The sequence below is a fragment of the Pontibacter chitinilyticus genome (assembly GCF_039748935.1).
Taxonomy (GTDB): Bacteria; Bacteroidota; Bacteroidia; order Cytophagales; family Hymenobacteraceae; genus Pontibacter; species Pontibacter chitinilyticus.
The window spans coordinates 369997-390984 of sequence record NZ_JBDIZJ010000001.1; the positions used below are offsets into that span (position 1 = coordinate 369997).

The following is a 20988-nucleotide window of genomic DNA, read 5'->3' on the forward strand; positions in this document are numbered from 1 at the left end:
TTACCTTCAGTTACAGGTTAATCGGGCAATATTCATACTATGGATCAAACAAATTGGGCCGGAAATATTCTTTACAGTACTGATCGCATTCATCATCCTGAAACAGTGGAGCAGGTGCAGGAAATTGTGAAGGGTTGCCGCCACATCAAAGCATTGGGTTCCCGGCATTCTTTTAACAGGATTGCCGATAGCACAACAGACCTGCTTTCGCTGCAGGCACTCAATAAAGTGGTCGCACTGGATAAGGCTGCGCAAACAGTAACCGTAGAGGGTGGTATGCGCTATGGCGAGCTCGCACCCTTACTTCAGGAGCACGGCTTTGCCTTACATAATTTAGCTTCCCTGCCGCACATCTCCATTGCAGGTGCTTGCGCTACGGCTACCCATGGGTCGGGTATACACAATGGGAACCTGGCTACGGCTGTTACCGCTATTGAATTTGTGAATGCGGCAGGTGATCTCGTCGAGTTGTCGCGGGACAAAGATGCCGCCGTGTTTCCGGGTGCTGTGGTAAACCTGGGCGCCCTGGGCATTGTGACAAAGCTCACGTTGCGCCTGCAGCCAGCGTTTGATATGCACCAGGTAGTGTACCGGAACATGCCCATGCAGGCACTGGAGCGGGACTTTGTGGCTATCATGTCTGCTGGTTACAGTGTCAGCCTGTTCACTACGTGGAAGAACAACACCATTAACCAGGTTTGGATCAAGCACCAGGATACCGGCAGCACCTCGACGGAAATTGCTATACACTTTCATGGCGCCATACTTGCCACGGATAATCTGCATCCGCTGGAGGAATTATCAGCGGAGCATGCCACCGCGCAAATGGGTATCGCGGGGGTGTGGTATGACAGGTTGCCGCATTTTAAGATGGGGTTTCAGCCGAGCGCCGGAAAAGAACTGCAGTCAGAATATTATGTTCCGGTAGAGTGTGGCTACGAAGCGTTGCAGGCGATCGCAGCGCTGCACGAGCAGATAGCGCCTTACTTGTTTGTTTCTGAGATCAGAACGATTGCCGCAGATGATCTATGGCTGAGCCCCTGCTACCAGCAAACGTGCGTAGCCTTTCATTTTACCTGGAAGCAGGAATGGCGCATAGTAGAAACCCTGCTCCCGCTGATCGAAGAAGCGCTGAGGCCCTATCAGGCACAACCGCATTGGGGAAAGCTATTCACCATGGTTCCCGCCGAATTGCAGTCGCGTATAGGCAAATTAGCTGATTTTAAACAACTGGTGCAGCGTTTCGATCCTGAAGGAAAGTTCCGGAATGCCTTTCTGTCGGAGACCTTGTATACAGATTGAGGCTTTCGGCCCCGATAGCTTTTGGCTAAGCCGCTGCGTTGTAGCCTTTTTGTACAAAGGAATGATTTGCTGCCAGCAGAAACATGTAAACCTATACATGCGGAAGCCGGGAAGCACTAATTTAGCTTAGTGTGGAGCATTTAAGCCATAGCAATTCAAAAAATTATTAACTTCCTGTCTTAAACAAACCGAACTCCAATGAAGCGTTTTAACTTTCTTCTTCTTTTACTGGTCATGCAGTTGGCTTTTGCTTTTAGTGCAAGCGCACAAAAGCAGTTTAAAGTGTTGCTGGTAACAACTACCAGGGGCTGGCACCACGAGTCGCTGCATGCAGGCGTGTTGGCAATCCAGCAGTTGGGTATCCGCAATAATTTTGATGTGGTCTTGTGGGAGGATCCGAATGGGTTTACAGATAAATACTTGGAGCCATTTCAAGCCATCATCTTTTTAAATACTACCGGGGATATTTTTGACGCCACCCAGCAAAAAGTGATGGAGCGGTTCATTCAGTCAGGCAAAGGGTTTGTCGGCATCCACAGTGCTTCTGATACGGAGTATGATTGGGAGTGGTATAACAAACTCGTCGGGCGGATGTTTCATATCCACCCATCCGTACAGACAGCCAAAATAGAAGTGCTCGACCCGAAATTTCCGGGCTTACAAGGCTTTGCCGATGGCAAACTCTGGACAGAGGAGTGGTATGAGTTCGGCCCTGAGAAGGTATCCGACCTGCATTACATTTTAGGTGTTGACGAATCTACCTATAACCCGAAAGCAGATTGGGGCGCACGCGGAAAAGGAGAGGGGATGGGCAAATTACATCCGCTTGCCTGGTACCATACTTATGATGGAGGCCGCGCCTTTTACACTGCGCTGGGCCATTTGCCTACAAACTTCAGCGAACCTGCTTTTCTAAATCACTTATACGCCGGCATTTTCTGGGCTGCGACCGGAAGAAAATAAGCTCCGTTGACTTACGGTGAGGCTGTAGCGGTTCCGCGTGTTGCTTTATTGTTCAGTGAGCTCAGAATCAGCTTGGAACGTGCAAGCTGCGTGCAACTGTAGCAAAATTATATGGTTGATTGCTATACCTGTAAGTAGGCCAAAGCTCAACCGCAGCTGACAAGTACACGAAGTATAAAAGCCCCTTCTTAAATAACCAAAGTTCACCTAGTATAAGCCAGTCATACTTCTCCGACACCGCGCAGGAGTGTGGCTGGCTTTTTTATACTTTAGCAGCAGCACTTTCTTCCGCAGAGGGCATCAGCTGGGAATTATTAGAAGAATATTTTTTACGGAGCAGGTCTTTTTCGGATTGGCCTGGCCGCAGCGGAATGATGCCGACTTCTACCTTATTTCTTTTAAACCAAGCTATTATTTTTGGTATATTGCTGAGGTATAAGCATTTATTGGGATTATGATCCGGCGTGTTAAAATATTTAGCAACTATTTGTTGGATGTAAAAGTAAAGAGCCATACGTTTGTATATAATCCCTATAGATTTAATAGGAATTAAGCAAAGCCTCCGCTACCTGTTTTGGTAAGCAGGGCAGCCAGTATAAACAAAACGTAAATCAAGAGCACTATGGAAAATCCAGGCACACTTTCCTCCTTCCTGTTGACCGGCCGCTGGGCTGCCGCTTCAGCCCTATCTGCTGCTTCTTCTATCGCATGTTGTTGCTGTTAAAGCGAACAAGATCCTCACCACTTTTCACTTGCTGTTGATGGTATACCTGATAGAACGGTTCGCGTTTAGCCCCAGGGAACAGGTCCTGCGCATCGCTATACTTGCTAACGCTTTCTGTTGCCTTGTTGCTAAGCACCTGGCGTAAAGCTGGAAAGCTTTTGTAGTGAGTATAAGTTGCCAGCCCATCATCGTAGCAGCAGCATTTAATCTTTTAAATTTTTTTCGGTAATAGTTGCCACCCAATTGTGGCGGCCAGAAGTGACGGAAATATTCCGGTTGCTGTATCGCGCAGTGTGCGCAACTATAGGGGAAGCATACTTAAACTGCTGTGTCCTATTTAAGTGTGTTCCATCTAATCAGGCATATGAAGATGAAGAAAATACTACTACTTACTACCTTTTTTTCGGTGGTTTTCAGCAGGCTGCTGTTAGCCCAATCTTCCGGTCCGGGGGAAACCACTGCAGTGGAGGCGGATAAAGAAACGCTTTCCATCAGCCTGGAATTCAGGCCACGGGCAGAACTCCGGCACGGATACCAGCAACTGCCGAACGATACTACTCAGGCTGCTTTTTTTATATCGCACCGCGGCAGGCTTAACCTCGACTACCGACGTAAGCGTTTCCTGTTCCACACAACTATTCAGGATATCAGAGTGTGGGGCGAAGAAGATCCCCGCAGCGAAAGAGGCTGGCTTCAGACCTATGAATTTTATGTGCAGCCCTCGCTTACGGACCATCTTTCGGTGCGCATTGGCCGGCAGCGCGTGCAGTTCGACGATGAGCGGCTGTTCTCTGAAAACGACTGGCGGCAGACCGGCAACAAACACGATGGTGTCCGCTTTATTTTTGAGCGCCCGAAGTTTGAAACGCACCTCCTCGGCGCTTTCGACCAAACAGAGGAAAGGATTTTTGGCACTACCTATTACCCCGGATTCGACAACTATAAAGTGCTGGTAGTCGACTATCTCAAGTATAAGCTGTCTGAGAAAGTAACGCTTTCTTCTATCAATTATACCGACGGTTACCAGAGCCTGACCAATCCGCATGAGACAGATTTTAAAGTGACAAATGGAGGCAGGGTAGCGTATAGCGGGCCGGTGGTGTACCTTACTTTTGCCGGCTATTACCAGTGGGGCAGGATTCCGACAGGTGAGTCTATCAGTGCCTTTTACCTGGAGCCTGAAGCAAGTTTAACTGTTTCGAAAGCCTATACTGCCCGCCTGGGCGCGCAGGTTTTCAGTGGCGACAACAACCCAACGGATGCCGTGTCCCATGCGTTTGTGGCGCAACACGGCTCTATCCACCGCTTCAATGGCCGCATGGACTACACCAACCGGACCGTTCGAACCTACAACCATGAGGGAATCGTGAATCCCTACCTGATCCAGGACTATAAGTTCAGCAAGAAGTATACGCTGTCGTGGGAAAGCCACCTACTGGCCACACAAAAAGATCTGAGAGAGACAGAAGTGGGTACGGGAAAAGCGCTTTCGCATGTATGGGGCTTCGAAAATGACTTCCGGCTGCGCTACAGGCCCAACAGCTTTACGGATGTGGAGCTTGCCTATATGTTTATGCTACCCGGCAAAACACTGGAATACCTGCGGCAGGGCAGAGGAGGCAACAGCCAGTTGGTGCCCCAGTTTACTTACCTGCAGCTCACCTTTACCCCAGAGCTGTTTAGCTGGTCCCGAAGCAACTAAAGTTTAGTCTGAAAATCATCAAAGCGGATAACAATACACGACAGAAAAGAGAAATATGAAAAAAGCATTTTATATGGTTAGCCTGGCCACTTTATTAGCTACCGGACTCTCCTCTTGCGGTACAAGTTCTGAAAAAAAAGCAGCCGGTTCTCCTGCAGGCGAAGGGGAAAAGCTGGAAGGTACTATTAGTATGTCTGGTGCATTTGCGCTCTATCCGCTGGCTAATGTATGGGCCGAGGAGTTCCGGAAAGAGTATCCTGATGTCAGGTTTAATATTTCTGCTGGCGGAGCCGGCAAAGGGATGGCCGATGTGCTGGGTGGGGCGATTGACCTGGGCATGTTCTCAAGGGAGATAACACCGGCTGAAAAGGACAAGGGTGTCTGGTGGGTATCGGTGACAAAAGATGCGGTTATCCCAACGATCAGCACCAAAAACCCTGTTTTGGCCCAGCTGAAGAAAGAGGGACTGACGCGGCAGGAGTTAAGTGATTATTTTCTGAAGGACGGGAAACGCTACTGGAAAAGCAGTAAGCAGCCGGTAAATGTTTATACCCGGTCAGATGCTTCAGGCGCGGCGGCCACTTGGGCAGATTACCTGGGCGGCGCGGGGCAGGAAGATTTAAAAGGAATAGCCGTGTTCGGCGATCCTGGCCTAGCAGATGCTGTTCGCAAAGACCCCAATGCTATTGGTTTTAACAACGTGATCTATGTATACGATCTGAAAACCGGCCGCAAGTATGAAGGAGTGGATGTGGCGCCGATTGATGTAAATGGCAATGGCAGGCTCGATGCGGAAGAAAATTTTTATAGTGACATCAAGCAGATCACGGCGGCTATTGCAGACGGGCGCTATCCATCGCCTCCGGCCAGGGAACTCTACCTGATTGCTAAAGGCGCTCCTCAGATCCCGGCAGTGAAAACCTTTCTGAAGTGGGTACTGACCAAAGGGCAGCAATTTGTGGAGCCCAACGGTTACATTGTGCTTAGCCCTGGCACGTTAGAGACGCAGAAGAACAAACTAGCAGCCCATGACCGTGCGCAATAGCCGGCTCGGCCTGGAATATGCCCGGAGAGGGTGGATGCAGCTGGCCCTGCTGGTCGTTGTATCGTTGCCCCTGGCCATTGGCCTGGTTCTCCTGCTGAAAGCACTTCCGCTGTTCTCGGTAACAGGGCTGGGAGTGACGTTGTTCGGCACGGAGTGGGCGCCGATCCGTGGAGCCTTTGGTCTCTGGCCGTTTATCAGTAGCTCTGTGATCATTGCTTTGCTGGGGATGGTGCTCCTGGTGCCGGTCGCTCTTGCCGCTGCGTTATACATTACGCAGTTCGCGCCTGCCTGGGTCGCTAGGGTACTGCAGGGCATCATCGACATACTGGCCGGAATCCCCTCGGTGATCTTTGGCCTTTGGGGCGTGATAACGGTGGTGCCCCTGGTGGCCGGATGGGCTGCTGCTACCGGCGCAGATAATGCTTCCGGCTATTCCATCCTGGCGGCTGCCGTGGTGATGTCTATTTCGGTACTGCCTTTTGTGCTGAATATGCTTCTGGAGCTGTTCCGCTCGGTGCCTGTTGAGTTAAAGGAAACAGCGCTTTCGTTGGGCGCCAGCCACTGGCAAACTGTGCGGGATGTGATCCTCAAAAAGACAAGCGCAGGCATTACGGCGGCTTTTTCCCTGGGCATGAGCAAAGCCTTCGGCGAAACAATTGCCGTGCTGATGGTGGTGGGCAATGTCGTGCAGGTGCCGGGCGGGCTGTTCGCCGCCGGATACCCGCTCCCGGCCTTATTGGCAAATAACTATGGCGAGATGATGTCCATCCCGAGTTACGATGCGGCCCTGATGTTTTGTGCTTTTCTGCTGTTACTGATTGTGTTGCTCTTTAACTTTTTGGCGCACCTGCTCATTCATCACTATCAATCCAAAGTATAGCTATCCTTTTAAATGAAGAAGAGAAGAATCTACCGGGAAGAGCAAATTGTAAAAGGCGTGCTGGCTTTTTTTACCCTGCTGATCGTGTTGGTGCTCCTGAGCATATTGGGTGGTATTGTGCTGAAAGGATTGCCCGCCCTCAGTTGGGAGATACTGACCCAGGTGCCAAAAGGCGGTTATTACTTCGGTCGGGAGGGGGGTATCCTGAACGCTATCATCGGATCGCTGTACCTGGCTGTTGGTGCCTCGCTGCTGGCCGGCCTCATCAGTATTCCGGCGGCCTTGTTTATGCATACGTATCTGGCCTCCCACCCAAAGGCGCAGAGAAGGGTGCGGCTTTGCCTGGACGTGTTATGGGGAGTGCCGCCAATTGTGTATGGCGCTTTCGGCTTTAGCCTGATGCTCTATTTGGGGTGGCATGCCTCTTTACTGGCAGCTATTTTCACCGTTTCGCTGCTGATCAGCCCGGTCATGATTCGGGTGATGGACGAGAGCCTGCAGCATGTGCCGGGTGGCATGTATGAGGCGGCACTGGCACTCGGCTTCTTTAAAGGAGAGACCGGGTTTAAGTTTTTGTTCCGGCAGGCACTGCCGGGGGTAGCTACGGCTTTTTTAATGGCGCTGGGCAAGGGAATCGGTGATACGGCCGCCGTGCTCTTTACAGCCGGGTATACAGATTATATTCCGGAGCGCCTGACAGAACCAGCTGCTACGCTTCCGCTGGCAGTCTTCTTTCAGTTGAGTTCACCTATACCGGAAGTCAAGGCCAGGGCCTATGTCGCAGCACTGGTGCTTACCTTTTTCATCCTGCTTATCAGCATCGGGTCCAGGTTGCTGAGCAAACAACTATCTAAAAACAGAATCCAATGAGTGCTTATACTATAGCAAACACAACGTATCCGGCCATGGAAAAAGAACAGGGAACAGGCTTGATTCATGTTGCGGGACTTAACCTGTACCACGGCAACCAGCAGACGTTAAAGCAGGTGGAACTCAGCATCCGCGACAAAGGCATCACCGTGCTGCTGGGGCCTTCGGGCTGCGGTAAAACCACGCTGCTGAAGACCTTCAACCGCCTTACCGACATCTACCCTGACATTCGCACAGAGGGATCTATCTATTTCCTGGGTAGGGATATTCTGGCCAGGGATGTGGATGTATATGAACTGCGGCAGCAGATGGGGCTACTTTCACAGCGCCCGTATCCGTTGCCCGGCACCATTGCCGATAACATCCGGTATGCTCTGAAGCTAAAAGGCATCACCAGCAAAACCGAGCAGGAGCACCGTATAGAGCATTATTTACAAAAAGCAGCTTTATGGGAGGAGGTAAAAGACCGGCTGCACAGTCCGGCAGGCAGGCTCTCGATCGGCCAGCAGCAGCGGCTGTGCCTGGCCCGTGGCTTATCCATTGAGCCTCGTGTTCTCCTGGCCGATGAACCCACATCTGCCTTGGACCCGATCTCCAGCAGGAAAATTGAGGAGCAGTTCCAGGAACTGAGCAAGGAAGTGGCCATTGTGCTGGTGACGCATATCTTACGGCAAGCAAAGCGGCTGGCAGACTATGTCGCGTTTATGTACTATGGGGAGGTGGTTGAAAAAGGAGCTCCCGGTGTGGTGTTTGATAACCCACAGACAGAAACTCTAAAAGAATACCTGGAAGTAGGGCATTAATAATCACGAAGCAACCAGGTGATTCACTGAAATCATACTTGCTAACATTACTACGAGCCTGCACGACAGGTAGTAACAAGTGCACTACAGATCAAGCAGGCCTAGTGGAGGGCTCCCGTTACTGCCTCATCCGTTTGGTAATGAATGCCCCGGGTGCGGATAATCTTTTGCCCCGCCAGTAAGATCAGCAGCGACACAAGGGTGGAAGCCGCCATAGTGCCTGCAACAGGTATAGCAGAATGATCGCTAAAGAGGCTCAGGATGACGGTTGCCAGCGCGCCTACTCCCATTTGGGTAGCACCTAACAGGGCAGAGGCACTGCCGGCATTCTTTGTAAATGGTGCCAAAGACAGGGCCGAGGCATTGGGAAACGTAAAGCCCAGACAACATAAAAAGAGGAAAATGCACGCAATCGTGCTATAAAGTCCGAGCACACCTTGCAGGGTGCCTGCCACCAAAATAGCTCCTATCAGCAGTTGGCAAATTAGGGCTCCCACTATGATCTGTTCGCTGCGGTACCTGCGCAGCAGCACACTGTTCACCTGGCTGGCACCGATCAGGCCGATAGACAGGAAAGCGAAGATCCAACCATACTCCTTTTCATTCACGTGAAAGATCTCCATAAACAGCAGCGGAGAGCCTGAAACATAGGCCAGCAACCCTGCAAACGAAACAGCTCCGGAGAGGCAGTAAGTATAAAACTGGGGTTCTTTTATCACCTGGAGAAACTTAGTAAGAATGGGTTTCGGCTTTAAGGAGTAGGAGGGATCGGGTGGGCTGCTTTCGGGCAAACCGAAGTAAACAGCCGTAAGAATTGCAGCGGCCATGCCAGCCAGGACTAGAAATACGCCTTCCCAGCCAAACCCGGCTGTAACATAGCCGCCAACCGTAGGAGCTATCATAGGAGATGCGCCTACCACCAGCATGAGCAGCGAGAACACTTTGGCATTGTCCTCTACCGGAAAAAGATCGCGTACCATGGCAACCGAAGCTACTGCAGCGGCACAACTGCAGACAGCCTGAAAAAAACGCAAAAAAATCAGCACTTCGATGGAGGTAGCAAAAGCACAGGCAACAGAGGCAAGCAGGTAGCCGGCAAGGCCGAAATACAATGGCTTTTTTCTGCCAAAACGATCCATTAGGGGGCCATATAACAGCTGCCCTGCAGATATTCCGATAAAAAAGCTGGATAAGGAAAGCGAAACTTCTGCTACGGTCGTCTTCAGATCTTTAGCGATAGCCGGGAAGCCAGGCAAATACATGTCGATCGAAAAAGGCCCCAGCGCCGTGAGCGTTCCGAGTATCAGGATTAGAGAAATATATTTTTTACGTGTCATAAAGCGCTGGTTTGATCCGCTAAGGTACATAAGCCCGGGCGAATCGGTATAGTTTTATTGCCAACCGCTACAAAAAAGAAGCCTCTCCGGTAGAGCCGGGAGGCTTCTTTATACTTTCTAAATAAGGTGTTTAGCTGCTTGTTACAAAAGCAGTGCTATACGTATGGCAGCGAGCGCAGGAGCAGAAAGCCTGCCCGCACGCTATACTATAAAGGACGAATTTTGATATTGCGCCATTGGCTGGAGCCGGGATGTTCCTGCAGCGCGATTTTGCCTTTGGCTACTTTCGCGAAATCGGCAAATGCCTTGTTGCTGAATTTGCTATTAGCCACCATCTTGTTCCATTCGTCGCTGCCGATCTGTCCCTCATACGTTTTAACGCCGTTAAGCCAGAAAGTAAGTTTCCCTTTGTTCTGCAAAATCCGCACCTTGTTCCACTCACCTACAGGCATCGGCTTGGAAACAGAAGCGTCTCCCGCCATATCATATAAACAACCAGCCAGGTGATTTTCCTTTTTATTGTCCTCTGCATCAATGTTATCCAGCACCTGCATTTCAGGACCTGTCAGGTAAGTCGCTCCATACTGGGGCTCTTCCTGAACATCGAAAATGATCCCGCTGTTACCTCCTTTAGAGATTTTCCATTCCAGGGCGAGTTCGTAATTTTCATAGGCATCGTTCGTCACGATATCTCCGCCACCTTCTTTTGGTTGTGATGGATCAAAGGTTAAGGCGCCGTCTTTCACCTGCCATTTAGATCCTACCGAATCTTTAAGATAGGTGTGCCAGCCCTGTGTGGTTTTGCCGTCAAACAGCAGTTTCCAGCCTTCCTTTTTTTCTTGTTTAGTGAGGGTGTTCGGTGCCTGAGCCATAGCGGCACTACCCAGAAATGCAAAAAGTGCAAAAGCGATCAGTGTTCTTTTCATAGGTAAACAACATGTTATGTGCTAATATAAGTATTCCTGCACATAAATGGTTCTTATTACGCTTAAAAAGATGCCGTTAGACTAGCGCCACCTTCTTTTGGCAATAACTTGATACGGCTGTCCTTTCCCTCCCCAAAGAGCAGCGCCTCCTATAGTGCCGTAACGGCCAACGCTCATCTTATTCGTGATCGCTGCGACGCTAAGCTGAAAGCAGGAATAATACTTCTCATTAAAAGCTAAAGGCGTAGGGAAATTCCGCTCCTTTTACGTACAACCTGCACATACCCGAATCTTACCCGGTTGTGCAGTATAAAAATATATGGTAGGAGAAATACGCTTATGACAGAAGAAGAACAGATAGAAGTGGAGCAACAGGAAGTAGTAGAGCGCAAATCTCCTTCTGCCGCCATTATACACGATGCTATTTTGCAGGAAGGTGAGTCGGAACTGGCGCGGCCTACCTCCGCCCTGTTTTGGTCGGGTTTGGCTGCGGGCATGTCGATGGGCTTTTCGATGATCGCCGAAGGGCTACTGATGGCGTATTTACCTGATGAGCATTGGCGCCCTTTGGTCGCGAGCTTTGGCTATAGTATGGGATTCCTGATCGTGATCCTGGGCCGGCAGCAGCTATTTACTGAAAATACACTGACGCCCATACTTCCGCTACTTCACCGCAAGAAGGTTGCCACGATAGGCAACGTACTGCGCCTGTGGGGGATTGTGCTGGTAGCAAATTTACTGGGCGCTTTGCTCGTTGGGTTTGTGGCCGCCAGAACAACTGCATTTGAACCACAGGTGCAGCAGGCGTTCGTGGAGATGGGCCACCAGGCGATGGAGCCTGCTTTTGGTACGCTGTTGCTCCGCAGTATTTTTGCCGGTTGGCTTATTGCGCTAATGGTTTGGGTATTGCCTTTTGCAGAAATAGCGCGGGTGTGGGTGATCATTTTTATTACATACCTGGTCGGCATCGGGCATTTCGGTCACGTGATTGCCGGCTCAGTAGAAGTTTTTACGCTGGCCTTTATGGGAGAGGCTTCCTGGTCTGCCGCGCTAGGCGGCTTCATTGCGCCGGCGCTGCTGGGAAACGTAATCGGCGGAGTAACCTTAGTGGCTGCTTTTAACCACGCTCAAACCATCGCTGGCAGCGACAACAAGGATGAAGAAAAAGGCAAAGAGAAGCATTCGGCCTGATGCTACAAGTATAGCTGGCTGAATTTACAGCAAACATGTGGTAAAGCTTACTTACAAGAACAAAGCGATGCTGTTTATTCGACTGTCTTATAGATTGGTCAGTTCGATCCAAACCGGGGCATGGTCGCTTGACTTTTCCCAGCCGCGGACCGTATGATCTACCCCGGCAGCTACAAGGCGTTGCTCCAGTTGAGGACTTATTAAGAAATGATCGATACGCAAGCCTGCATTACGGCTGTAGGCATTTCGGAAATAATCCCAGAAAGTATAAACCGTTTCAGCCGGATGCATTTTCCGGAGCGCATCTGTCCATCCCTGCGCCAGTAGCTGCTGAAAGGCTGCGCGGGATTCTGGACGGAACAAGGCATCGTCCACCCATCTTTCCGGCTTATAGGCATCAGCTTCGGTGGGGATGACGTTGTAATCACCGGTCAGCACCACTGGTACATCCGATGCCAGAAGCCCGGCTGTGTGAGCAGCAAACCTTTCCATCCAGCGCAGCTTGTAGTCGAACTTGGGCCCGGGAGCAGGATTGCCGTTAGGCAAGTATAGGCAACCAATTTGGATGCCACTAATGCGCGCTTCCAGGTAGCGGCTTTGGTCATCTTCCGGGTCTCCTGGTAGCTCCCGCCGAACCTCCTGTATCTCGTGGTTTCGTGCGAGAATGGCAACTCCGTTCCAGCTTTTTTGTCCTTTCCAGATGGCCTGGTAGCCGGCTCCCAGCAACTCCTCCACCGGAAACTTCTCCTGCGGTGTCTTCAGTTCCTGCAAGCAAACAACATCAGGGGCAGCTTCGCCGAGCCAGCGCAGTAGGACAGGAAGGCGGGCATGAATTCCATTTACATTATAGGTAGCGAGTTTCATAGCGTATGGAAAAGGTGATAAAACGAGAGGAATGAATTGCGCAGGTAACTATACGAGCGCATACGAAAAAGATTTACGAAATGCTGCTTTGAACTCCACCTAAGCAGCCGGCGCGTAAGCCCTAGATGATCATTCTTCAGATGCTATAGGCCACTATTTTCATCTGAAGCAACACAGATAGCTGCATCAGATTTGAGAAAAGCAAGTTATCTGTTGCTGCATGATTTCTATACTTGCCAGCTCGCCTGTAATGCTGTTTCCTAAAGGCACAGTTGTCTGTCGTTTCTTTATTACATCATATAAGGTATACTACGCCATTACAGCGGAATTGCACTCCTGGAATTCTGAAGTACTTGGCGAGTGCATCTTCGAAGGAGGGCAGCAACCAGCCCCGCTCACTGTTAAGCACACAACTTTTAGGATACGTAGCTTTACAGCTGCATAGCGGAGCAGGCGTGGGGTTCACCAGTCCAGCATCATCCAGGCCCCGGGGCAGAGGTTATACTTACTTCTTTGGGTGCGAAGAAGCACACCTGCTACCTGCCTGTATATAATTAGACGAAAACATAAAAGGTATAACCGCCATAAGTCTGTAAATACTTCAGCTGATGGCGTTAACCCTTCAAAGAAGATATGACGGACTTTATTATTTGGTAAGGAACATCTTTGAAAGACAGCTAAAAAATGATCCGCTCGGTGACCGCACCAGGAAAGTTCTTGCAAGTGGGAATGCCTGGTTATTAGCTGAAGTATAAAACAGAAGCTGCGCGCTAAACTAATGTATTGCCACTATTTGTCCTGTAATTCTTTGCGGATACGGCTCAGCGATTCGGGCGTGAGCCCCAGGAAAGAAGCAATCATCCACTGCGGCAAACGCAGGGAAAGGGAAGGGTATGTTTTGATGAAGCCAAGGTACCGTTGCTCTCCCGTCTCACTCAGGTGGCTGATCAATCGTTTCTGAAAGGAGCGAAGGCTGTTCAATTGCAAATCATTTAACATCTGTTGCATATGAGGAACTACCCGGTTCAGCTCTTCAAAAAATGCTGAGTCCAGTGCTACAAAGTCTGTTGCTTCAATGGCATCAATGTAGTAGATGGCGGGCTCCTTCTTAAAAAAACTGATCTGTTCAGAGATCCACCAGTTTTCGGGCGCGAATTGAATAATGTGCTCTTTGCCTTTTGCGTCAATCACATAGCTTCGCAAACACCCTTCCAGCACAAAGCTACTATACAAACAGACCTCGCCTACACGTAGCAATTGCTGCCCCTTCTCCACATGCCGTGTTTTCAGGTGAGGCTTGAGCTGGGACAGTTGCTGTTCGTCGAAAGCCAGCTTAGAACGCAAATAATCAAAGAAAGCCTCTGCCATTTTTTAGAAAGGTTTATAAAGGAGCTAAGAGCTAAAGCCTCGGGAGCTGTTTAAGTAGTGGAAAACATTACTCTAAATTGGCCTCACCAACTAGTAGCAGTAGCCGCTTTATACAAGCAAGGTACCGCTTTCTTGTTTTTGGCAAGTTGCCTGTTTTCTTATCATACATCAAGGCGGATACCTTAGAATATCCCCAACTTTGTAGCACAAGTTAAGAAAAACTCAATCTCAAAGTATAACAGTATGGCCACGCACAGCATAACGGCCCAAAAAGCGCTTCTAACGTCTTCAGCATTGCGCAATGGGTTGCTCAGGTAGTGTCATAAGCATTTTTGTAAACGCTATTCGCATTTTCAGCTATGAGTTCTTTAAGTAGTTTTAAAAATTTTACCGATACCCTTCCCAAACAAAACAGGAAGATGCCCGTGCTGTTTACCTCGCACGGAAGCCCGATGGATATTCCGCTCTCAAAAGACGAGAAGCCCTTCTGGAATAATCTCTTTGAATTGGGCCTGCAATTACAAAACAAGTATGAGATAAAAGCAGCCTTGATCGTTTCAGCGCATTGGTGTACGAAAGGCACTTTCGTGAACATCTCTCCTGAGCAGGAGCAGATCTACGACTACTACGGCTTTCCGAAGGAGTACTACGAGGTGCAGTACCACGCCAAAGGAGCGCCGGCTATTGCCCGGGAGGTAAGGAAGGTCGTTCCTTCGGTGCAGGAAACCCCGGAGTGGGGCCTGGACCACGGTGCCTGGCCGATGCTCATGCACTTATTCCCCGAGGCCAACATACCCGTGTTTCAGATGAGTATTGATTATCATGCCAAACCAGAGTACCACTATGCGTTAGGGAAACAGTTAAAGGCTTTGCGGGAAAAAGGCGTGCTCATCATTGGCAGCGGTTCACTTATACATAACCTGCAGCTGGCCGGGCAGAAAATGCGGAGTGGCGATATGACAGCCTTTGGCTGGGAGGCCGAGTATGACTATTGGCTCAGGCAGCAGCTGGACCAGCGGAATTTCAACAACCTTATTCAGTACGAAACCAGCCACAAGCTCGGCAAAATGGCTTCTCCCACGCCTGATCATTATGTGCCGGTACTATACAGTTTAGGCCTGATGGACAAACAGGATGAACTGAAGCATTTTTATGAAGGGGCCGTCACACTACCTGCCTTCAGCGAACGTAGCTTTATACTTGAAAATAACACGTAAGCTATAAGATTAAATACATCATACATAAACCAAAGATTAACAAAATGAAAATAGCCATCACAGGAGCGACCGGACAACTAGGTCGTTTAGTCGTAAGTAAGTTGAAAGAAAAGGTGTCTGCTGATACCATTGTTGCTTTAGTGCGCACACCTCAAAAGGCTGAGGACTTAGGCGTGGAAGCCCGCGAAGCAGACTATGAGAAGCCGGCAACCCTTGAGAAAGCTTTACAGGGAATAGACACCCTGCTGCTTATATCCGGCAGTGAGGTTGGCAAGCGTGAACAGCAGCACAAAAACGTCATTGCAGCAGCAAAACAGGCGGGCGTAAAGCGGATCGTTTATACCAGCCTGCTGCATGCCGACACTTCTTCGCTTAGCCTTGCCAGTGAGCATTTAGCTACCGAAGCCGCTTTGAGAGATTCGGGAATAGCGTACACCATATTGCGTAACGGCTGGTACCACGAAAATTATGCGGGTTCTATTCCGGGCGCTTTGGCGGGTGGTGCGTTTATCGGAAGCGCAGGCGAGGGTAAAATTTCCTCAGCCTCACGTGCTGACTACGCAGAAGCAGCTGTGGCCGCTTTAACAAGCGAAGACAAGCCGGGAAAAGTATATGAGCTAGCCGGAGATGAGGCCTATACCTTAAGCAACATGGCGGCGGAAATCTCCCGGCAGGCTGGCAGGGATATTCCATACAAAAACCTGCCAGAGGCGGAGTATGCGAAAGTGCTCACCAGCTTTGGCTTGCCCGAAGGACTGGCTCAGGCGATTGCCGGTTGGGATGTGTCGGCCTCAAAAGGAGATTTGTTTGATGACAGCCACCAGCTTTCCAAACTGATTGGGCGGCCCACCACTCCAATGGCTGCTACTGTAGCCGAAACTGTAAAAGGAGTAGCCTAAGCAAAGGCTAGCTTTATTTTTCAGGAGCTACCGGAGTAGCTCCTGAAAAATAATTTAGACCAGAATTATCCTGTTTTTACCTTTTTCCTATGGGTTGTTGCTAGTCTTGCTTGGTGCAGTTTAATAGATAAAGAAGCGCTTGGCTGTAGCAACCACATGCCCTTCACTTATACTATTGTTAATAAGCATGCACAACACCTTCCTGCAAGGCTTTATCATAGTTCGTTTTGTCAAACTGGTAGAGGAAAGGGGAGCGGTGCGCCCCGATATGCCTTTGTTCGTCCAGCTTTTTGATCAATCCAAGCGCTAACAGCTTTTTAGGGAAGTTGCGCCGATCCAGTTCTTTGCCCAGGATCGTTTCGTAGAGCACGTGGATCTCGGGCAGGGTAAATTTTTCTGGCAGCAGGTTATACCCGATGGGCTGGTGATAGATCTGAAGCCGCAGGATCGACAAGGCTTTCTCTACTACATCGTCATGATCGAACAAGAGCGGCGGCAGTTCGCTGATATCACTCCAGTGGTAGGCATCGGTGAAAAAATCAGTGGTAACAGTCACTTTCGAATAATCCACCAAAGCAAAGTAGCCGATCGACAACGTCCGCTCCAGCAGCCAGGTTCCTTCTTCTACTTCCAGGCCATACTTGTCGGCAAACTCTTTCGCGCTCGTTTCCTTTACTCGGAAAGGAGTGTCGCCAAATGTATGGAACTGTTGCAAGTATAAATCTTTCAGACTCGTTCTGTCCTGCAGAATCCGATAGGCAGCCTGCGTTAGCGGCTCCCGGCGCTGAATGAAACCGCCAGGCAATCCCCAACTTTCCTGTCCTTTCACCCGAAGCAGCAGAATTTTTAACTGCTGATCATGGTAACCAAAAATAACGCAATCAAGCGCTACATGGGGCAGGTATTGTTCATGGCCGTGTTTTACAAATCTCAGGGCCTCTTCTTCCGTGTTCATAGCACGAATTTAAAATTTCATTGCGTAAAAAATACACAATAATGGATATGTTTCTTATCTTGATTGCGTAATAAGTACGCAATACCTTTTGCTTACCCTTCATTGCCCATTGCCTGCTTGTTACCTGCTCATTCAAAACAGAATTTTTATATCTCACGACTTAATTGACAGGTATGGCAAAAGTTTTTTCCTCTCCCAGGTCCTACATACTTGTAGGCGCTGTTCTTATACTGCTGGTTGCTTTATGGAGATTTTCCGGTTCAAAAGAACCGCCCCGGATTCTGGTCTTCAGCAAAACAGCCGGTTTCCGGCATACATCCATTGAGGCTGGACAGGCTGCCTTTTTCAAAATGGGGCAGGAGCAAGGCTTTGTGGTTGATACGACCGAAGATGCGTCGAAATTTAACGAAGAAAACCTGAAGCGATACCAGGCGGTTGTTTTCCTGAGCACGACCGGCGATGTGTTAAACGCGGAGCAGCAAAACAGCTTCGAGCGCTACATTCAGGCCGGTGGCGGCTACCTGGGCATCCACGCTGCTGCCGATACCGAGTATGGCTGGCCCTGGTATGGACAGTTGGCCGGTGCCTGGTTCAATAACCACCCGATGCCCGACAACGTGCAGAAAGGAACCTTTGTGGTAGTAGACAAGAAGAACCCGGCCACTAAATTCCTGCCGAAGCGCTGGGAGCGGGAAGATGAGTTTTACTCCTATAAAAATATCAGCCCAGCTATAAAAGTATTGCTGCGGATAGATGAAAAGACCTACCGGGGGGGCACCAACGGCGAGAACCACCCCATGGCCTGGTACCAGGAGTTTGACGGCGGCCGGGCTTTTTATACCGCCAGTGGCCATACCGACGCTTCCTTTTCAGAGCCCTTGTTTTTAAAGCACCTCTGGGGCGGTTTGCAGTACGCTATGGGCGGGGAGCACCCCAAGCCGCTCAACTATAGCCAGGTGCATACGCGCAAGATGCCGGAAGAAAACCGCTTCGCTAAAGTAGTGCTGGAGGAAAAATTGGATGAGCCGATGGAATTGACCGTGCTGCCCGATAACCGCGTGCTGTTTATCGAGCGCAAAGGCAAGGTAAAGCTCTACAGCCCCAGAACAGGCAAGACCACGGTGATCGCCAAAATTCCGGTGAACACTAAAGTGACCAACAGGGAAGGAAAGGTGTCAGAAGATGAAGGTGGCCTGATCGGCCTGGCCAAAGACCCTCACTTTGCTCAAAACCACTGGCTATACTTATACTACTCGCCGGAAGGAAAAGCGCCCAAAAACATCCTGACCCGCTACGAAATGAAAGGGGATGAACTGCTGATGGATTCTAAAAAGGTACTGCTGGAAGTAAACACCCAGCGCGAGTTAACCTGCCATGCCGGCGGTTCCATTGCCTTTGATGCAAAAGGGAATTTATACTTGTCGACGGGCGATAACATCAACCCGCATGAGTCCAACGGCTATAGCCCTTCGGATGAGCGGCCGGGCCGGACGCCTTTTGATGCGCAGATGACGTCGGCTAACTCCAACGACCTGCGCGGCAAGATCCTGCGCATACACCCCGAAGCCGATGGCACTTATACTATTCCCGAAGGCAACCTCTTCCCGAAAGGCACGCCTAAAACCCGGCCGGAGATCTACACCATGGGCCATCGCAATCCGTTCCGTATTGCGATCGATCAGAAAACAGGCTATTTATACTGGGGCGATGTAGGCCCGGATGCAGCACAGCCGGGTGAAAAGCGCGGCCCGGCCGGGCAGGACGAGATCGGGCAGGCGCGCCAGGCAGGTAACTTCGGCTGGCCCTATTTTGTGGGCGACAACAAAGCCTACAACAAGTATGATTTTGCCAAAGAGCAGTCCGGTGAGCAATATGATCCGGCAAAACCGGTGAATAATTCACCGAATAATACCGGCATCAATCAACTGCCGGCTGCCCAGAAAGCGCTTATCTGGTATGGCTACGGCGAGTCAAAGGAGTTTCCGCTAATGGGTGCCGGCGGGCGTTCGGCCATGGCCGGCCCTGTCTACTATCAGGACGAGTTCAAGAATGCTCCTCGTGCTTTCCCGGATTATTACGACGGCAAGCTGTTGATCTATGAGTGGATGCGCGGCTGGATAATGGCCGTTACCTTGGACAAAGACGGCAACTACCAGAGCATGGAGCGCTTCATGCCGAGCTACAAATTCTCTAACCCGATGGATATGGAATTTGGCCCGGAGGGAGATCTGTACATGCTGGAGTATGGCAGTGGCTGGTTTGCCCAGAACGACGATGCCCGCCTGGTGCGCATCGAGTATAACGGCGGCAACCGCAAACCAGTGATCCAGTTGGCTGCTGACAAGAAAGGAGGCGCCATCCCGTTCGAAGCGCACCTTTCTGCAGCAGGCACGAGGGATTACGACAATGACGCCCTGCAGTATACCTGGGAGGTGGCTTCAAATGACGGAACCTCCAGGACCTTCGCCGAGGCAAACCCGACTGTAGCCTTCGACAAAGCCGGGGTATACAAAGCCACCCTGACGGTGAAAGACGCCAAAGGAGCCAGCAGCAGCCAGTCGCTGGAAATTTTGGCGGGCAATGAGCCGCCGGTGCTCACCTTCCAGGCCACCTCCAGCAACCAGACCTTTTTCTTCCCCAACCAGCCCTTTGACTACGAGGTGAAGGTGAGCGACAGGGAAGACGGCAGCCTGGCCAACGGCAGGATCAGGCCGGAAGAGGTGGCGGTGAATATCGACTACCTGCCCGAAGGCTACGACCTGATCGCTATTGCCCAGGGCCATCGCAGTGCCGACGCGTCGGTGGATGTGGTGAAAGGCCGCAAACTGATGGAAGCCAGTGATTGCAAAGCCTGCCACAGTATCGAGAAAAAGTCCATAGGCCCCTCCTTCAAGCAAGTAGCCCTGAAGTATAAAGACCAGCCCGCAGCAAAAGAAAAGCTGACCAAAAAGGTGATCAGCGGCGGCAGCGGAGTGTGGGGAGAAGTGGCTATGAGCGCCCACCCACAGCTTTCACAAGCCGATGCAGCAGAGATGGTAAACTATGTACTGAGCCTGTCGCAGCAAAAACAAGCGCCTACATCACTTCCGGTAAAAGGCACCTATGCCATGGCCCTGCCGAAAGGGGATAAAGGCGAAGGCATTTATGTGATCCGGGCCGCTTACAAAGACAAGGGCAGCAACGGCATTCCGCCTATCACCACTGAAAAGGTGCTGACCCTGCGCAATGCCAAAATTTCCTCCGGAAAAGCCAACGAGACGGAGGGCACGATGAAGTATGGCGCCATCGTTATCGCCTCGACGAATAACGCTTACATGGCGTTTAACAACATCGACCTGACCGGAATTGAGCAGATTGCCTTTACTGCCGTCGCGCCCAAAGCGCAGATGAATGCTGCCGGCGGCCTCATTGAAGTAAGGCTTGGCTCCCCCACCGGAAAACTGATTGGGACAACGCCGATGATCGAGCCGGTAGCAGAAGCTGGTCCGGCCAGTATGCCTGCTCCTGTGGTAGCGAAACTATCCGGCGCTACCGGCCTGCAGGACGTGTACTTTGTCTTCAAAAATGACAAGGCCCCCGCTGGTCAGTCCCTGTTCGCTGTGATTGATCTGGAGTTCCAGAATGGCAAGGCCACACAACCGGCACCAGTCAAAGCCAGTGCACAGCCAAGCCTTTCAGCTAGGGCGCTGGAGGCCTACGCCGGCAAGTATAAAATGACGGGGCTACCGTTTGAGTATGTAGAAGTTACGCCAAAAGCAGGCAAGCTGCATATCAACGCAGGGGGCCAGGAGGGCGACCTGGTGCCAGGTGCTGAAGCCGATGTGTTTGAAGGTGATAACGGTGCCGTGTTTACCTTTGGCCGCAACAGCGCGCAGAAAGTCACGACCCTGACCCTGCAAGCCCAGGGCTTTGCCTTTAAGGGCGCCAGAGAATAGCTATTTC

At 50.6% G+C, this 20988-nt stretch carries 17 protein-coding genes; 11 read left to right on the forward strand and 6 right to left on the reverse strand.

The window, feature by feature from the left end; genetic code table 11:
• Window positions 1-39: 39 nt before the first annotated feature.
• Window positions 40-1302 carry an FAD-binding protein gene (locus ABDW72_RS01555; RefSeq protein WP_347156693.1) on the forward strand — a complete coding sequence of 421 codons (1263 nt, stop codon included), beginning with the start codon at window positions 40-42 and terminating at the stop codon, window positions 1300-1302.
• A 198-nt stretch (window positions 1303-1500) separates the two neighbouring features.
• The gene (locus ABDW72_RS01560; protein ID WP_347156694.1) at window positions 1501-2265 is read left to right on the forward strand and encodes a ThuA domain-containing protein; all 765 of its coding nucleotides are present in this window, start codon (window positions 1501-1503) and stop codon (window positions 2263-2265) included.
• Between the two features lie 262 nt (window positions 2266-2527).
• On the opposite strand, the gene ABDW72_RS01565 is transcribed toward ABDW72_RS01560, so the two are convergent.
• Window positions 2528-2779, reverse strand: a complete 252-nt coding sequence (locus ABDW72_RS01565) for a hypothetical protein (protein ID WP_347156695.1) — start codon at window positions 2777-2779, stop codon at window positions 2528-2530.
• 574 nt (window positions 2780-3353) lie between these two features.
• On the opposite strand from ABDW72_RS01565, the gene ABDW72_RS01570 reads away from it, so the two are divergent.
• The 5 genes from ABDW72_RS01570 to ABDW72_RS01590 are packed head-to-tail and all read left to right on the forward strand — an operon-like array spanning window position 3354 to window position 8289.
• Window positions 3354-4691: an alginate export family protein gene (locus ABDW72_RS01570; protein ID WP_347156696.1), complete on the forward strand. Its 1338-nt coding sequence runs from the start codon at window positions 3354-3356 to the stop codon at window positions 4689-4691.
• A gap of 55 nt (window positions 4692-4746) precedes the next feature.
• On the forward strand, window positions 4747-5736 hold the full coding sequence (locus tag ABDW72_RS01575; protein ID WP_347156697.1) for a PstS family phosphate ABC transporter substrate-binding protein: 990 nt from the start codon (window positions 4747-4749) through the stop codon (window positions 5734-5736).
• Complete coding sequence (pstC, locus tag ABDW72_RS01580) at window positions 5720-6616, forward strand: phosphate ABC transporter permease subunit PstC (RefSeq protein ID WP_347156698.1); 897 nt, start codon at window positions 5720-5722, stop codon at window positions 6614-6616. The genes ABDW72_RS01575 and pstC overlap by 17 nt, the downstream gene beginning before the upstream one ends.
• Before the next feature lie 12 nt (window positions 6617-6628).
• Entirely contained in the window at window positions 6629-7486 is an 858-nt protein-coding gene (locus ABDW72_RS01585) for a PstA family ABC transporter permease (protein ID WP_347156699.1), read from the forward strand.
• Window positions 7483-8289 carry a phosphate ABC transporter ATP-binding protein gene (locus tag ABDW72_RS01590; RefSeq protein ID WP_347156700.1) on the forward strand — a complete coding sequence of 269 codons (807 nt, stop codon included), beginning with the start codon at window positions 7483-7485 and terminating at the stop codon, window positions 8287-8289. The genes ABDW72_RS01585 and ABDW72_RS01590 overlap by 4 nt, the downstream gene beginning before the upstream one ends.
• A gap of 101 nt (window positions 8290-8390) precedes the next feature.
• On the opposite strand, the gene ABDW72_RS01595 is transcribed toward ABDW72_RS01590, so the two are convergent.
• The gene (locus tag ABDW72_RS01595) at window positions 8391-9626 is read right to left on the reverse strand and encodes a multidrug effflux MFS transporter (RefSeq protein ID WP_347156701.1); all 1236 of its coding nucleotides are present in this window, start codon (window positions 9624-9626) and stop codon (window positions 8391-8393) included.
• 206 nt (window positions 9627-9832) lie between these two features.
• Complete coding sequence (locus ABDW72_RS01600; RefSeq protein ID WP_347156702.1) at window positions 9833-10552, reverse strand: 3-keto-disaccharide hydrolase; 720 nt, start codon at window positions 10550-10552, stop codon at window positions 9833-9835.
• Between the two features lie 339 nt (window positions 10553-10891).
• Between ABDW72_RS01600 and ABDW72_RS01605 the strand changes: the two genes are divergently transcribed.
• Complete coding sequence (locus ABDW72_RS01605) at window positions 10892-11743, forward strand: formate/nitrite transporter family protein (protein WP_347156703.1); 852 nt, start codon at window positions 10892-10894, stop codon at window positions 11741-11743.
• 87 nt (window positions 11744-11830) lie between these two features.
• Here the strand turns inward: ABDW72_RS01605 and xth are convergent, their stop codons facing one another.
• Window positions 11831-12607, reverse strand: coding sequence for an exodeoxyribonuclease III (gene xth / locus ABDW72_RS01610; RefSeq protein ID WP_347156704.1), 777 nt, complete (start codon window positions 12605-12607; stop codon window positions 11831-11833).
• Window positions 12608-13396: 789 nt separating this feature from the next.
• Window positions 13397-13975 carry a Crp/Fnr family transcriptional regulator gene (locus ABDW72_RS01615; RefSeq protein ID WP_347156705.1) on the reverse strand — a complete coding sequence of 193 codons (579 nt, stop codon included), beginning with the start codon at window positions 13973-13975 and terminating at the stop codon, window positions 13397-13399.
• A gap of 359 nt (window positions 13976-14334) precedes the next feature.
• Here ABDW72_RS01615 and ABDW72_RS01620 point away from each other — a divergent pair, with 359 nt between their 5' ends.
• Together ABDW72_RS01620 and ABDW72_RS01625 are read left to right on the forward strand one after the other, a co-directional pair.
• On the forward strand, window positions 14335-15192 hold the full coding sequence (locus tag ABDW72_RS01620) for a dioxygenase family protein (RefSeq protein ID WP_347156706.1): 858 nt from the start codon (window positions 14335-14337) through the stop codon (window positions 15190-15192).
• Window positions 15193-15236: 44 nt separating this feature from the next.
• Window positions 15237-16091: an SDR family oxidoreductase gene (locus ABDW72_RS01625; protein WP_347156707.1), complete on the forward strand. Its 855-nt coding sequence runs from the start codon at window positions 15237-15239 to the stop codon at window positions 16089-16091.
• Window positions 16092-16269: 178 nt separating this feature from the next.
• Here ABDW72_RS01625 and ABDW72_RS01630 read toward each other — a convergent pair whose 3' ends face one another.
• The gene (locus ABDW72_RS01630) at window positions 16270-17046 is read right to left on the reverse strand and encodes an NUDIX hydrolase (protein ID WP_347156708.1); all 777 of its coding nucleotides are present in this window, start codon (window positions 17044-17046) and stop codon (window positions 16270-16272) included.
• Window positions 17047-17219: 173 nt separating this feature from the next.
• Here ABDW72_RS01630 and ABDW72_RS01635 point away from each other — a divergent pair, with 173 nt between their 5' ends.
• Entirely contained in the window at window positions 17220-20981 is a 3762-nt protein-coding gene (locus tag ABDW72_RS01635; protein ID WP_347156709.1) for a ThuA domain-containing protein, read from the forward strand.
• The last annotated feature ends 7 nt before the right edge of the window (window positions 20982-20988 follow it).

What these genes read in the sequence shown, in the direction of transcription:
- pstC (WP_347156698.1), top strand. Translation starts at nt 5,720, where the DNA reads ATGACCGTGCGCAATAGCCGGCTCGGCCTGGAATATGCCCGGAGAGGG.
- ABDW72_RS01575 (WP_347156697.1), top strand. Translation starts at nt 4,747, where the DNA reads ATGAAAAAAGCATTTTATATGGTTAGCCTGGCCACTTTATTAGCTACC.
- ABDW72_RS01635 (WP_347156709.1), top strand. Translation starts at nt 17,220, where the DNA reads ATGGCAAAAGTTTTTTCCTCTCCCAGGTCCTACATACTTGTAGGCGCT.
- ABDW72_RS01555 (WP_347156693.1), top strand. Translation starts at nt 40, where the DNA reads ATGGATCAAACAAATTGGGCCGGAAATATTCTTTACAGTACTGATCGC.
- ABDW72_RS01570 (WP_347156696.1), top strand. Translation starts at nt 3,354, where the DNA reads ATGAAGATGAAGAAAATACTACTACTTACTACCTTTTTTTCGGTGGTT.
- ABDW72_RS01590 (WP_347156700.1), top strand. Translation starts at nt 7,483, where the DNA reads ATGAGTGCTTATACTATAGCAAACACAACGTATCCGGCCATGGAAAAA.
- ABDW72_RS01625 (WP_347156707.1), top strand. Translation starts at nt 15,237, where the DNA reads ATGAAAATAGCCATCACAGGAGCGACCGGACAACTAGGTCGTTTAGTC.
- ABDW72_RS01600 (WP_347156702.1), bottom strand. Translation starts at nt 10,552, where the DNA reads ATGAAAAGAACACTGATCGCTTTTGCACTTTTTGCATTTCTGGGTAGT.
- ABDW72_RS01615 (WP_347156705.1), bottom strand. Translation starts at nt 13,975, where the DNA reads ATGGCAGAGGCTTTCTTTGATTATTTGCGTTCTAAGCTGGCTTTCGAC.
- ABDW72_RS01630 (WP_347156708.1), bottom strand. Translation starts at nt 17,046, where the DNA reads ATGAACACGGAAGAAGAGGCCCTGAGATTTGTAAAACACGGCCATGAA.
- ABDW72_RS01560 (WP_347156694.1), top strand. Translation starts at nt 1,501, where the DNA reads ATGAAGCGTTTTAACTTTCTTCTTCTTTTACTGGTCATGCAGTTGGCT.
- ABDW72_RS01595 (WP_347156701.1), bottom strand. Translation starts at nt 9,626, where the DNA reads ATGACACGTAAAAAATATATTTCTCTAATCCTGATACTCGGAACGCTC.
- xth (WP_347156704.1), bottom strand. Translation starts at nt 12,607, where the DNA reads ATGAAACTCGCTACCTATAATGTAAATGGAATTCATGCCCGCCTTCCT.
- ABDW72_RS01565 (WP_347156695.1), bottom strand. Translation starts at nt 2,779, where the DNA reads ATGGCTCTTTACTTTTACATCCAACAAATAGTTGCTAAATATTTTAAC.
- ABDW72_RS01620 (WP_347156706.1), top strand. Translation starts at nt 14,335, where the DNA reads ATGAGTTCTTTAAGTAGTTTTAAAAATTTTACCGATACCCTTCCCAAA.
- ABDW72_RS01585 (WP_347156699.1), top strand. Translation starts at nt 6,629, where the DNA reads ATGAAGAAGAGAAGAATCTACCGGGAAGAGCAAATTGTAAAAGGCGTG.
- ABDW72_RS01605 (WP_347156703.1), top strand. Translation starts at nt 10,892, where the DNA reads ATGACAGAAGAAGAACAGATAGAAGTGGAGCAACAGGAAGTAGTAGAG.